We start from the raw sequence: 13,383 nt of genomic DNA on the forward strand, positions 1-13,383 counted from the left end.
GGGGAGCACTAGACGAGTAAGTCCTAACGGCGGGGTGGCCCGTAGACGTGGCAGGAGGGCGTTCAAGATCAGTTTGTGACGACCGACCTGAACACCCTCCTGACCGCACTGTACGTCAAGATCGACGACTACCTGGGCCGCCGTACCCGTCCGGGTAGACCACCCAAGCTCTCGGATGCCGAGCTGCTCACTCTGGCCGTGGCACAGGTGTTGCTCGGGGTGCGCTCGGAGGCCCGCTGGCTGCGGTTCGTCCCCCGTGCGCTGCCCGGCGCGTTCCCCTACCTGCCCGGGCAATCCGGCTACAACAAGCGCCTCCGTGGCGCGTTGTCTCTTATCAAGCGGCTAATCCGGGTGTTGGCCACCGACACCGACCTGTGGGACGACCCGGTGTGGATCGTCGACTCGACCCCGGTCGAGTGCGCCCGCTCCCGCCCCACCGTGCGCCGCTCGAACCTGGCCGGGTGGGCCGGCTACAGCTACTGCGCCTCGCACTCGCGGTTCTTCTGGGGCCTGCGCCTACACCTGGTGTGCACCCCGGCCGGGCTGCCGATCACCTGGGCGCTGGCCGACCCGAAACTCGACGAACGGCAGGTGCTGATGGCCGTGCTCGACCACGACCCCACCCTCACCGCCACCCGGCTCGGGCTGACGATCATCGCCGACAAGGGATACGCCTCCGCCGAGCTCGACCGCTACCTGGCCGAACGCGGCGCGACGCTGCTGCGCCCCTCGTACCGCAACCGCGCCCCCCGCCCCGGAGAACACCTACTCAAACCGATTCGGCAGCTCATCGAGTCGGTCAACGACACCCTCAAGGGCCAGCTCGACCTCGAACTGCATGGCGGGCGCAGCATCGATGGCGTCGGCGCCAGGATCGGCCAGCGCCTGCTCGCCCTGACCGCGGCGATCTGGCACAACCGCGCCACCGGCCAGCCCATCACCCGATCCCTGATCGCTTACGACCACTGATCAATTCGGACTTACTCGTCTAGGCCTCGGCGAGCTCCGCGGCGGCGAGCCATTCCAGCTCGACCTCCTCCCGCTCGGCCACCACGGCCTTGAGCTCGCGATCGAGCGCCATCAAGCGCTCGGGGTCGGTGGCCGCCTCCACCAGCTGCTCGTGCAACCGCTTCTCGGTGGCGGCGAGCGCCTCCATGCGCCGCTCCAGCCGGGCGGCCTCCTTGCGGGCGGCGCGCTGCTGCGCGGCGTTCGAGACGGGCCTCGCCTGCGGCGGGGGCGGGGCGCCGTCCCGGGCGGCTGCCCGGCGCCGCAGGTACTCGTCGACCCCGCCCGGGAGGTGGGTAATCCTCCCGTCGCCGAGCAGCGCGACCACCGTGTCGCAGGCCCGTTCGAGCAGGTAGCGGTCGTGGCTGACGACGACGAGCGTGCCCGGCCAGCCGTCGAGCAGATCCTCGAGCTGGGCGAGGGTGTCGACGTCGAGATCGTTGGTGGGCTCGTCGAGCAACAGGACGTTCGGCTCGGCCATGAGCAGCCGCGTGAGCTGCAGGCGCCTGCGCTCCCCACCGGACAGGTCGCCGACGGGCGTCCACTGCCGTGACGCGGGGAAGCCGAGCCGCTCCAGCACCTGCGACGCCGACAGCTCCGCCTTCCCGAGCCGCACGTACTTCCCGACCTGCTCGGTGGCCTCCAGCACCCGCATGTCAGCGGGCAGGTCGACGAGTTCCTGCGTGAGCTGGGCGAGCTGGACCGTGCGCCCGCGCACCAGCCGGCCGCCGTCGAGCGGGCGCTCGCCGGTCAGGCTTCGCAGCAGGGTGGTCTTCCCCGACCCGTTGACGCCCACGATCCCGATCCGGTCGCCGGGGCCCACCCGCCACGTGACGTGATCGAGCAGCGTGCGCCCGGCCACGACCGCCGTGGCGTCCTCCAGCTCCAGCACCGTGCGACCGAGCCGGTTGGTGGCGAAGCCGAGCAGCTCCACCGCGTTGCGGGGCGGCGGCACGTCGGCGATCAGCGCCTCCGCGGCCTCGATGCGGAACCGAGGCTTCGAGGTACGGGCCGGCGCGCCGCGGCGCAGCCACGCCAGCTCCTTGCGCGCGAGGTTCTGGCGACGGGCCTCCGCCGCGTCGGCCTGCCGCGCGCGCTCGGCGCGGGCGTAGACCCAGTCGGCGTAGCCGCCGAGGTAGCTCTCCACCCGGCCGTTCGCGACCTCCCACGTGCGGGTGCAGACCGCGTCGAGGAACCAGCGGTCGTGCGTGACGACCACCACGGCGCACCGGCGGGAGATCAGGTGGTCGGCGAGCCAGCGAATACCCTCGATGTCCAGGTGGTTCGTGGGCTCGTCGAGCACGACGAGGTCCGGATCGCCGACGAGCGCGGCGGCGAGCGCGACGCGCCGCTTCTCCCCGCCGGACAGACCCTCGACACCGCGGTCGAGGTCGGTGATGCCCAGCCCGTCGATGACGTCGCGCACCTTCGGGTCGCCCGCCCACTCGTGCTCCGCGGCGCCCGCCCACGCCGCCAGCACGACGTCCCGGATGCGCGCACCCGCCGGCAGCACGTCGGCCTGGGCGAGGCGGGCGAGGTTCAGGCCGCCGAGGCGGCTGATGCGGCCGCCGTCGGGTTCGCGCGAGCCGGTGATGATGTCGAGCAGGGTGGACTTGCCGCCGCCGTTGAGCCCGACGACGCCGATCCGCTCGCCCTGCTCCACACCGAGCGACACGGCGTTCAGCAGCACCCGGGAGGCGTCGCCGGGGACGTGCGCGGTGACGGTCTCCAGGTTGACCAGGTTCTGCCCCGCCATCAGGCACGCACCGGGGGCCACGAGGCGGGCGGCGGGCCTGCGGGCGGTTCGTGGTCGACCACGCGGGCGCCGGGCACCGGGCCGTGCGCGATCCGCACCGTGCGGCACACGCCCACCCCGGCCAGCTCGGTGGCGACGTCCAACGCGGCCTCGGCGCCGCTGCACAGGAAGGCGCAGGTCGGGCCGGACCCGGACACCAGGCCGGCGAGCGCGCCCGCCGTCACGCCCGCCCGCAGCGTGCGGCGCAGGTCGGGGATCATGCTCACGGCCGCGGACTGCAGGTCGTTGCCGAGGCTGAGCGCGAGCTGGCGCGGATCACCGCCCGCGAGCGCCTCCAGCACCGGCTCCACCGGCCGTTCGGCGGGCGGGCTGTCGCCACGCAGGCGGTCGAGCTCGCGGAACACCGCGGGCGTCGACAGGCCACCGCGATGCAGCGCGATCACCCAGTGCTGGGTGTGCCGCGACAGCACCGGCACGATCTGCTCACCGCGCCCGGTGCCGACGGCCGTGCCGCCGTAGAGCGCGAACGTGACGTCGCTGCCCAGCTCGGCGGCCAGCACGGACAGCTCGTCCCGGGTGAGATCGAGCTTCCACAGCGTGGAGAGCCCGACGAGCGCCGCAGCCGCGTCCGCGCTGCCGCCCGCCATGCCCCCCGAGACCGGGATCCCCTTGCGCAGCACCAGCCGCACGTCCGGGTCGCGATCGGCCTTCTCGGCGAGCACCTGGACGGCCCGCCACGCGAGGTTCGTCTCGTCGGCGGGCACCTCGGACACGCCCTCGCCGTGCACCTCGATGCCGGGCGCCTCGCTCGCCACGACCGTGACCTCGTCGAACAGGCTCACCGCGTGGAAGACCGTGACGAGGTCGTGGTACCCGTCGTCCCGCAGCGGCCCGACCGCGAGATGCAAGTTGATCTTGGCGGGCACACGCACGGTGACCGGTGGTGGGACGGCGGCGAGCACTGGTCAACCCTACGTGCGTCCACACCCGACGCGCCGCGCCCCGCCTCGCCACCCAGATCCCGAGGCCACCCAACCGCCCCCACCCCGCGAGTCCGACATCCCGACACGGCGAGTCCGACATCCCGACACGGCGAGTCCGACGTTCCAACACGGCGAGTCCGACGTTCCAACACGGCGAGTCCGACGTTCCAGCACGGCGAGTCCGACATCTCGACGCGGCGAGTCCGACATCTCGACGCGGCGAGTCGGGCATCCGCGCACGGCAGGGTCAGCAGATCGACCGTGGCGAAACGCCGGATTCAGCGTGTCGAGATGTCGGACTCGCCCGTGGTGGTCAGCGCGACTCGGCGTGCCCGTTCGTCGGACTAGCGGCAAGGGGTGGGGTGGCCGCGGCGAGGCGGGCGAAGTCCTCGATGGAGAGGGTCTCGGCCCGGGCCAATGGGTCGATGCCGGCGGCACGCAGGGCCGCCTCGGCCGCGGACGGGGAGCCCGCCCAGCCCGCGAGGCCGGAGCGCAGGGCCTTGCGACGCTGGGCGAAAGCCCTGTCGATCAGGCGGAAGACGGCCTCCCGGTCGCCGGGGGGCGGGTCTCGGCGGTCGAAGGCGAGCAGCCTCGAGTCGACGTTGGGCACCGGCCAGAACACCGCCCGCGGCACCGGCCCGGCCCGGCGCGCCGCCGCGTACCAGGCGAGCTTCGCGCTCGGCACCCCGTACGCGCGGCTGCCCGGTGTGGCGGCGAGCCGCTCGGCGACCTCGGACTGCACCATCACCAGTCCCCGCCGCAGCCGCGGCAGCTCGGCCAGCAGGTGCAGCACCACCGGCACACCCACGTTGTAGGGCAGGTTCGCGACGAGGGCCGTGGGCACGGGTTCGGGCAGGTCCGCGGCGCGCACGCCGAGCGCGTCGGCGGTGGTCACGGTGAGCCGGTCGGCGAGCGCGGGTGCGCGGTCGGCGGCGGTCGCGGGCAGGCGTCCCGCGAGCACCGGGTCGATCTCGACCGCGTGCACGGCCCGCACGGCGGGCAGCAGGGCGAGCGTCAGCGACCCGAGCCCCGGACCGACCTCGACGACGACGTCGTCCGGTTCCAGCTCGGCCGCCTTGACGATCCGGCGCACGGTGTTCGGGTCGTGCACGAAGTTCTGCCCGAGCCGCTTCGTCGGCCGCAGGCCGAGCTCGGCGGCCAGCGCCCGCACCTCGGCGGGGCCCAGAAGCCGGGACTGAGTGGCTGGCACTACAGGAGCATGCCGGTCAGCGCGGGAGGCCCAGCCGGCGGGAGCACGCGGGCCATGCCCCGTAGCCGCCGCGGTCGTCCCGCACCCGGGACGCGACGGCGATCTGCTCCTCGCGGGATGCCTGGTGCGGGAGCGGGGCGTAGTCGGTGCCGCCGTAGGCGCGCCAGGTGCCGGCGTCGAACTGGAGGCCGCCGTAGTAGCCGTTGCCGGAGTTGATCCCCCAGTTCCCGGTCGCCTCGCACTGCGCGAGCCGGTCCCACACGCTGCCGTCGGCCACCAGCGGCGCGCGCAGGCTGTCGTTGGTGCCCAGGCGCACCACCCGCGGTTGCGGCTGCGTCATGCTCCCGGCCCGGACCTGCTCGCGGCGGACCTCCTGACCGTTCTGCACGTAGACGCGCATGATCGCGGTCTGCTCGCCGGGCGCCCCCTTCTCGACGACGACCCGCTTGCCCCGTGGCAGCTCGGGGTCCTCGATGATCTGCTCCGGCGGCGCGATCGGCCGGACCTCGACCACCTCGCCCTCACCGTTGCGCACGATGTGCACGTCGAGGTCCTCGGTGAGCGGGGTGTCCGCCGACGGGACGGACACGTCGTCCGGGCCGAGCTGGATGCCCTGCTCGACGAGCAGACCGGCGACGGTGCCGGACATCGTGGTGACCTGGGACGGCGCTCCCGTGCCGTCGGTGAACGACACCGTGCGCGGCACCCGCAGCTCCAGCCGGAACCCGCCGAGGGGGATCGGCGTGGACGGGGGCGCCGACATCTGGATGGGGGCGGCCTCCAGGTCGAGGAGCTGCATCGCCTCCTCCACCGTGGTGGCGGGGATCGGCAGGTCGCGCTGCGAGGCGCCCTCGACGAGGGTCAGCGTGCGGGAGTGGGTGAAGATCACCTCGTCGCCGTCGACGACCGGGTTGGTGGGCGCGGGCTCGACGCGGTCCTGCGGCGTCACCTCGATCCCGGCCGCCGCGAGCGCCGACCCGACGTCGGCGGCGAAGGTGTGCACGGTCCGGTTCTGGCCGTCCACGGTCACCGTGATCGTCTTGTCCCCGGCGAGCGCGCTCGCGCCGCCTGCGATGATCGCGAGTACGACGGCGACGACCGTGGCCCGCAGCAGGCCGCGCCGCTGCCGGGTCTCCTCGGCCACACGCCGGTCCCGGCGGGAGCGTCGTGGCACGACATCGGGCGCGGACACCGGCGCCGCCACGGGCGCGGAGACCGGTGCCGACACGGGCGCAGACGCGGGCGCGGAGGCCGGGCGCGGCCGGGGCCTGACGGCGGGCTCGGGCTCCTCCACCGGGGCGGGCGCCGGAAGCGCCGTGGGCACGACCTCGACGGGCGCGGTGACCGTTCCGAACGGGTGTGTGAACGACTCGTCCTCGATCACCGGCATCGGGCCGGTCGGCGCATCGTTCAGGTACGCCGTCCAGGCCGGCCGGCCGGCGCGCGCCTTCGCCCGCTCGAGCGCCTCGACGCTGGTCGTCCCGGCAGCGACCGCCGGTTCGGCCACGGTGATCGGCGGCTGCGGGCCGGTGATCTCGGTGTCGGCCGGCCGCGGCCGGGGCCGGGCGCCCGTGCGCTCGACGGCGGGCTGGACACCGGTCCCGGAGGCCGTGACGTGGCCCCCGGTCCGCTCCGCTCCGACGACGCGGTCCACCACCGGCCGGGCGCCCGTGCGCTCGACAACAGGCTGAACACCGGTCCCGGACGCCGTGGCATGGCTCCCGGTGCGCTCCGCTCCGGCGACGCGGTCGACCACCGGGCGGGCGCTGGTGCGCTGGACAGCAGGCCGGACATCGGTGCCGCTCACCGCGACCTGGTTCGCGGTGCGCTCGACCGCCTGTTGCGCACCGGTGCCGCCGGTGTTCCCGAGGTCGGTGGGCAGTGCCGGGAGCGGGCCGGTCAGATCGTCCGGGGCGACGACGGGCAGCTCCCCGGTGACGGGGTCGGCGGCGGCGTCGTCGGCGGAGCCGTCCGTCGGATGCGTGACGATCGGCCGGAACTGACCCGTGGCGGGGCCCCGGCGGTCGGACTCGATCCCCGGCGCCCGGCGGTGGGCGCGCGAGCGGGTCAGCAGCGAGCGGGCCGCGGGGGCGGCAGGCGGGACGACATCCAGGGCCGCCGTGACGACCGCCTCGGGAGCCTCCGGGTCGCCGCCCGCGTACCAGGCCGCGTACGGGTCCTCCGCGGCCTCCGCGTCGGAGACCGCGCGACCGAGCCTGGCGCGGGCTTCGGCACCTCGCCGAGCACGCGTTGGGACGTCGACCACGGGCTTCCAGACCTCGTCGGACCGGGCAGGGGAGGAGTCGCGGTCACGGTGGCCCGGAGGCTGACGATCTGGGGGAGCGCCCCGGACCACCGTGCCCGCAATAGCTGGGGAGCGATTCCCCACCCCGGCTTGCGATCACGGAACCGTAACGGGCTGTGAGCGCCCAGGTCGAACCCCGACACGCCGGCAGCGCCGAACGGCCCGCCCCCTACGCCGAGCGCGAAGCCTCACCGGCGGGCGTCGCGGGTGCCGCGGCGGGCGGCAGCTCGGCGAGCCCGAAGACCCGCTCGGCGTTGCGCCCGGCGCTCGCCGCCAGCCGCTCTTCCGGGACTTCGCGCAGGTCCGCGAGGCCACGGACGGTCCACGGCAGGCAGTACGGCTCGTTCGCACGCCCGCGGTGCGGGTGCGGGGTGAGGAACGGGGCGTCGGTCTCGACGAGCAGCTGCTCCTCGGGCACGACGACCGCCGCCTCCTGCAGGGCGCGGGCGTTGCGGAACGTGACCGGACCCGCGAACGACAGCACGAATCCCGCGTCGGCGCACTCGCGCGCCATCGCGGCGTCCCCGGAGAAGCAGTGGAACACCACGGTGTCGGGGGCCCCCTCCTCGCGGAGGATGCGCAGCACGTCGTCGTGGGCGTCCCGGTCGTGGATCATCAGCGGCTTGCCGAGGCGTTTGGCGAGGTCGATGTGCCTGCGGAACGACTCCTGCTGCGCCTCGGGCGGCGAGTGGTCCCAGTAGTAGTCCAGGCCGGTCTCCCCCACCGCCACCACGCGCGGGTCGCGGGCGAGCCGCTCGATCTCGGCGTGGTCGGCATCGGTGAGCGCGGCCGTGCGCGTGGGGTGCAGCGCGACGGCCGCGACGACCCGGTCGTCCCAGTGCGCGGCCTGCACGGCCCACCGCGCCGAGGCGAGGTCGTCGGCCACCGTGACCGCGCGCGTGACGCCCACGGCGGCGGCCCGGTCCATCGCGGCACGGACGTCGTCGGCGGAGACGCACCCGCACGCATCGAGATGCGTGTGGGCATCGACCGTGGGCACGGAGAGCGGTTCGGGAGGCGGCGGAGGTTCCCGCCGCCCGTGCGCCCCGCTCACGCCCCCGTCCCCTTCCGACGAGCGGCGCGTTCGTCGGATAGGTACCGACGAGCGCGCCGTTCGTCGGAACGGGCGGGCTTCACTTCGCGATCGGGGCCCATTCCGGGCCCGTCTCGGCGAGCTCGGGCTCGAGCTTCCGGAAGATCGGCGTGGGCTTGGCCAGCGGCCGGCCGACCTCGATCGGCGTGGACGCCCAGCGCGCCTGCTCCTTGGTGTAGTCGCCCGTGAGGATGGGGTTGATCCGGCCGGGGATGTCGAGGTCCTCGACGTCCTGCAGCTCCGGCTGCGCTGCCCACACACCGGTGCCACCGAGCGCCTCGTGCACCTGCTGCGCCGAGTGCGGGAGGAACGGCGTGAGCAGCGCGTTGGCGTCCTGCACGACCTGCAGGGCCGTGTGCAGCACGGCGTCGCGCCTGCCCGGGTCGTCCTTCAGCTTCCACGGCTCCTGGTCCGACAGGTACCGGTTCGCCGCGGAGACGACCTTCATCGCCTCGCTGAGCCCGGCGCGGAACCGCGACCGCGCGAGGTGCGCGCCGACCGTGTCGAACGCCGCCTTCGACAGCGCCAGCAGCTCGGCGTCGGCGGCCGCAGGTGTGGTGGGCCCCGGGACGGCCCCGTTGTTCTTGTGGGCCATCGAGATCGACCGGTTGACGAGGTTGCCCCACTCGTTGGCCAGCTCGAAGTTGATCCGGCGCACGAACTCGTCCCACGTGAAGTCGACGTCCTGCGTCTCCGGCCCGGCCGCCGCGATGAAGTACCGCAGGCTGTCGGGCCCGAACTCGCGCAGGAAGTCGTGCAGGTAGATCACGGTGCCGCGCGAGGTGGAGAACTTCGAGCCGCTCATCGTGAGGAACTCGCTCGACGCGATCTCCGACGGCAGGTTCAGCACCCCGTACGGCCCCGGCTCGCCACCGTGGTCGCCCTGGCCGTTGTGGCCGAGCAGCAGCGCGGGCCAGATCTGGGCGTGGAAGGTGATGTTGTCCTTGCCCATGAAGTACACGAGCTCGGACGCCGGGTCGTTCCACCACGCCTTCCACGCGTCGGGGTCGCCCGTGCGCCGGGCCCACTCGACGCTGGCCGAGAAGTAGCCGATCACCGCGTCGAACCAGACGTAGAACTTTTTGAGCGGCTGGTCGCTCCAGCCGTCGAGCGGGATCGTGACGCCCCAGTCCAGGTCGCGGGTGATCGGGCGGGGCCGCATGTCGTCGACGAGGTTCCTGGTGAAGTTCAGGACGTTCGGCCGCCAGCCCGTCTTCGACGCGAGCCACTTGCCCAGCGTCTCGGTGAACGCGGGCAGGTCGAGGAACAGGTGCTCGGTCTCGACGAACTTCGGCACCTCGCCGTTGATCCGCGACCGAGGGTTGATCAGGTCGGCGGCGTCGAGCTGGTTACCGCAGTTGTCGCACTGGTCGCCGCGCGCGCCGTCGTAGCCGCAGATCGGGCAGGTGCCCTCGACGTAGCGGTCGGGCAGCGTGCGCCCGGTGGACGGGCTGATCGCCCCGGTGGTGGTCTTCGGGACCACGTAGCCGTTGCGGTGCAGCGCCAGGAAGATCTGCTGCACGACGTCGGAGTGGTTGCCGGTGGTGGTGCGCGTGTAGAGGTCGTAGGTGACGCCGAGCCCGCGCAGGTCCTCCGCGATCACGCGGTGGTACTTGTCCACGGTCTGCTGCGGCGTGAGGCCCTCCTTCTCGGCCTGCACCAGGATCGGGGTGCCGTGCTCGTCGCTGCCGGAGACCATGAGCACCCGGTTGCCGGCCATCCGCTGGTAGCGGGAGAACACGTCGGAGGGCACACCGATACCGGAGACGTGGCCGATGTGCCGAGGGCCGTTGGCATAGGGCCAGGCCACGGCGGTCAGCACGTGGGAGCTCATGCGCTCCAGCCTATGCCCGGGCCACAGCGCGGTTTCGCGGCCCGCTCGGACGACGGCGCGCGGCTGAGCACCGACACGTCGTCGATTAACGTGTAGTCGTGAACGTCGAGGTGACGCCCCTGCCCGGAATCGGAGTGCGCAAGGACTTCGCCCTGCGCAACGGCCGGCGGATCGGCGTCGTCACCCACCGGGACGGCAAGATCGATCTGATCGTCTCCAAGTCCGACGACCCCGACGCGTGCCTCGCCGAGCTACCGCTCACCGCGGAGGAGGCGGGGGCGCTGGCCAACCTGCTCGGCGCCCCGCAGCTCGTCGCGCAGCTCAGCGAGGAGCACCGCGACCTCCCGGGCATCCACACCCGGCAGATCCCGGTCGGCACGCCGTTCGACGGCCGCACGCTGGGCGACACCGCCCTGCGCACCCGCACCGGCGTCTCCGTCGTCGCCGTGATGCGAGCGGGCCAGGTGCACCCGAGCCCGACGCCGGACTTCACCCTGACCGCGGGCGACCTCATGGTCACCGTCGGCACGTCGGAGGGGCTCGACAACGCTGTCAAGATCCTCAAGCGCGGCTAGTGCCCCCCGTCGGAAGCCCACCACACCTCTCGCCGGCCCAGCCTCCCGCTGGGCGCACCGGCGATCCGTCCGAGTACGCCCGGTACGAGGCCGGCCCGCCGGCACACCCAGCGGAAACCTGGATCCGCCGATACACGCACCGGGCTTCCGACGGGGGGCACTAGATGGACAGCACCGCTCTCGAGCTGATCGAGCTCGGGGCCGTCTTCTTCGCGCTCGGTCTCCTCGGCAGGCTCGCGGGCCGGATGGGCCTCTCCCCCATCCCGCTCTACCTGCTCGGCGGCCTGTTCTTCGGCACCGGCGGCGTCATCCCGCTGCACGGCATCGAGTCGTTCACGACGATCGCGGGTGAGGTCGGCGTCATCCTCCTGCTCCTGCTGCTCGGCCTGGAGTACTCGGCCACCGAACTGATCGACGGCATGCGCCGCTCCTGGACGGCGGGCCTGCTCGACATCGTGCTGAACGCCGCACCGGGCGTGGCGGTGGCGTTGATCCTCGGCTGGGGGCCGGTCGGGGCGCTCGTGATGGGCGGGGTCACCTACATCTCGTCGTCCGGCATCGTCGCGAAGGTCCTCGGCGACCTGGGCCGGCTCGGCAACCGCGAGACCCCGGTCGTGCTGTCGATCCTCGTGTTCGAGGACCTCGTGATGGCGCTGTACCTGCCGATCCTCACCGCGGTGCTGATCGGGGTGACCTTCGTGGGCGCGCTGAGCGCGGTGGGCATCTCGGTGGCCGTGCTCGCCGTCGTGCTCGTGGTCGCGCTGCGCTACGGACGGTTCGTCTCGGCCGTTGTCGACTCGCCCGACCGCGAGGTGTTCCTGCTCAAGGTGCTGGGCCTCGCGCTGCTGGTGGCGGGCTTCGCCTCGGCGATGCAGGTCTCGGCCGCGGTCGGCGCGTTCCTGCTTGGCATCGCGATCTCGGGCTCGACCGCCGAGAACGCCACCAAGCTCCTCGAACCGCTGCGCGACCTGTTCGCCGCCGTGTTCTTCGTGGTCTTCGGGCTGCACACCGACCCGGCGTCGATCCCACCCGTGCTCGGCTGGGCCGTCGTGCTCGCCATCGCGACGACGGTGACGAAGCTGGCCACCGGCTGGTGGGCGGCGGGACGGGTCGGCATCGGTCCGCTGGGACGGGCCCGCGCGGGCGCCGCGCTCATCGCTCGCGGGGAGTTCTCGATCGTCATCGCCGGGCTGGCCGTCGCGTACGCCGCGGTGGAGAGCGAGCTCGCGGCGCTCGCCACCACCTACGTGTTGCTGATGGCGGTGATCGGCCCAGTGGCGGCACGCCTGGTGGAGCCGGCGGCACGGTGGGCACGGGCCCGGCGCCCGACGACGGCTCCCGCTCCCTCAGCAGGCAACTGATGCCGTCGTTAGGCCGAATGGCCTAACAGGGGTACCGCTCATCGCAGAGATCATCCCTCTCGCCGGTGCACAGGCAACCCGGGACGGTCTCGCCGATAGCTTTTCTCTCGACCGGACCGGTCACGAAACGGACACGGGGCCTCCCCACCCCCGCCGGCATCCCCGAGCCGGGCGTCCTGGCCGGTCGTCGATCCGGAAGGCAGGTTCGTGGCCCGGCACCGCTCCCCCCGGACGCGCCACGCGCCGCCCGCTCCCCCGTACGAACAGCGGTCGGAGCAGGGCGACCACGCGCGTGGAGCGCGCACCCCAGCGCACCACACCACCGTCCTCGTCGCAGTCGCCATGGCGGCGGTCATCGCCGTCATCGGCAGCATGCTGTCGTTCGCGGGCGCGCTCGGCCCGCCGTCGGAGAAGGACGTCAACCTCGCCTCCCGCGACCTGGCGGTCCTCCCCACGCCGGAGCTGCCCGTCCCCGAGCTGCTGCCGCCGACGCCCGAGCCGACGACGGAGGCCCCGGCCCCCACCTCCGAGCCGCCCGCCGACGACAACAAGGACGACGACAAGGAGGGCGACGAAGGCGGGCTGGGAGCGGCCGTCGCGCGCGCCGTCCGGTTCCCGGCCGAGATCATCGACGCCAGCAAGTGGTACCTCACGCTGCCCACCGGGTCCGAGGGCCAGCCGGACACCGTCGACACCAAGGACCTCTCCACCTACGCCAGCAAGTGGTTCCAGCTGAACGACACGAAGGACGGCGTCGTCTTCACCGCGAACGCAGGCGGCGCCACCACGGTCAACAGCCACTACCCGCGCTCCGAGCTGCGCGAGATGACGGGTGGCGAGAAGGCGAGCTGGGACGGCCGGTCCGGCACCCACACGATGGAGCTCGACCAGGCCATCACCAAGACGCCCGCCACCAAGCCGGACGTCATCGCCGGACAGATCCACGGCGGCGAGGACGACGTCATGCAGATCCACCTGTCCGGCAGCAGGCTCACGGTGAAGTACGCCGACGGTGACAAGGACGTCGTGCTCGATCCCTCGTACAAGCTCGGCGAGCGGTTCCGCGTGAAGATCCAGTCGGCCGACGGGCAGGTGAAGGTCTGGTACAACGGCAAGCTCGCCGCCGACCTGCCCATCTTCGGGGCCGAGAGCTACTTCAAGGCGGGCGCCTACGTGAACACCAACCCCGAGAAGGGCGCCGACCCCGACGACGTGGGCCAGGTCGTGATCTACGGGCTGAAGATCAGCCACAGCTAGTGGG

At 73.0% G+C, this 13,383-nt stretch carries 10 protein-coding genes; 4 read left to right on the top strand and 6 right to left on the bottom strand.

Annotated features, from left to right (window positions below):
• Positions 1-75 precede the first annotated feature (75 nt).
• Positions 76-969, top strand: coding sequence for an IS982 family transposase (locus tag FHX44_RS12220; protein ID WP_147254063.1), 894 nt, complete (start codon positions 76-78; stop codon positions 967-969).
• Positions 970-988: 19 nt separating this feature from the next.
• On the opposite strand, the gene FHX44_RS12225 is transcribed toward FHX44_RS12220, so the two are convergent.
• The 6 genes from FHX44_RS12225 to metG form a co-directional block, all read right to left on the bottom strand.
• Positions 989-2,761, bottom strand: coding sequence for an ABC-F family ATP-binding cassette domain-containing protein (locus FHX44_RS12225; RefSeq protein WP_147255891.1), 1,773 nt, complete (start codon positions 2,759-2,761; stop codon positions 989-991).
• Entirely contained in the window at positions 2,761-3,723 is a 963-nt protein-coding gene (locus tag FHX44_RS12230; RefSeq protein ID WP_147255893.1) for a 4-(cytidine 5'-diphospho)-2-C-methyl-D-erythritol kinase, read from the bottom strand. The genes FHX44_RS12225 and FHX44_RS12230 overlap by 1 nt, the downstream gene beginning before the upstream one ends.
• Positions 3,724-4,057: 334 nt before the next feature.
• The gene (gene rsmA, locus FHX44_RS12235; protein WP_147255894.1) at positions 4,058-4,954 is read right to left on the bottom strand and encodes a 16S rRNA (adenine(1518)-N(6)/adenine(1519)-N(6))-dimethyltransferase RsmA; all 897 of its coding nucleotides are present in this window, start codon (positions 4,952-4,954) and stop codon (positions 4,058-4,060) included.
• A 16-nt stretch (positions 4,955-4,970) separates the two neighbouring features.
• Positions 4,971-7,220 carry a resuscitation-promoting factor gene (locus tag FHX44_RS43825; protein WP_147255895.1) on the bottom strand — a complete coding sequence of 750 codons (2,250 nt, stop codon included), beginning with the start codon at positions 7,218-7,220 and terminating at the stop codon, positions 4,971-4,973.
• A gap of 208 nt (positions 7,221-7,428) precedes the next feature.
• Positions 7,429-8,259, bottom strand: coding sequence for a TatD family hydrolase (locus FHX44_RS12245; protein WP_246170331.1), 831 nt, complete (start codon positions 8,257-8,259; stop codon positions 7,429-7,431).
• Between the two features lie 133 nt (positions 8,260-8,392).
• A complete protein-coding gene (gene metG / locus FHX44_RS12250; RefSeq protein WP_147255899.1) occupies positions 8,393-10,186 on the bottom strand; it encodes a methionine--tRNA ligase in 1,794 nt (597 codons plus the stop codon).
• A gap of 98 nt (positions 10,187-10,284) precedes the next feature.
• On the opposite strand from metG, the gene FHX44_RS12255 reads away from it, so the two are divergent.
• From FHX44_RS12255 to FHX44_RS12265, 3 genes are all read left to right on the top strand, one after another.
• The gene (locus tag FHX44_RS12255; protein WP_147255901.1) at positions 10,285-10,761 is read left to right on the top strand and encodes a cation:proton antiporter regulatory subunit; all 477 of its coding nucleotides are present in this window, start codon (positions 10,285-10,287) and stop codon (positions 10,759-10,761) included.
• Between the two features lie 164 nt (positions 10,762-10,925).
• Entirely contained in the window at positions 10,926-12,122 is a 1,197-nt protein-coding gene (locus FHX44_RS12260) for a cation:proton antiporter (protein WP_147255903.1), read from the top strand.
• Positions 12,123-12,464: 342 nt separating this feature from the next.
• Positions 12,465-13,379 carry a polysaccharide lyase family 7 protein gene (locus FHX44_RS12265; RefSeq protein ID WP_147255905.1) on the top strand — a complete coding sequence of 305 codons (915 nt, stop codon included), beginning with the start codon at positions 12,465-12,467 and terminating at the stop codon, positions 13,377-13,379.
• Positions 13,380-13,383 lie beyond the last annotated feature (4 nt).

Source organism: Pseudonocardia hierapolitana, assembly GCF_007994075.1.
Lineage (GTDB): Bacteria > Actinomycetota > Actinomycetes > Mycobacteriales > Pseudonocardiaceae > Pseudonocardia > Pseudonocardia hierapolitana.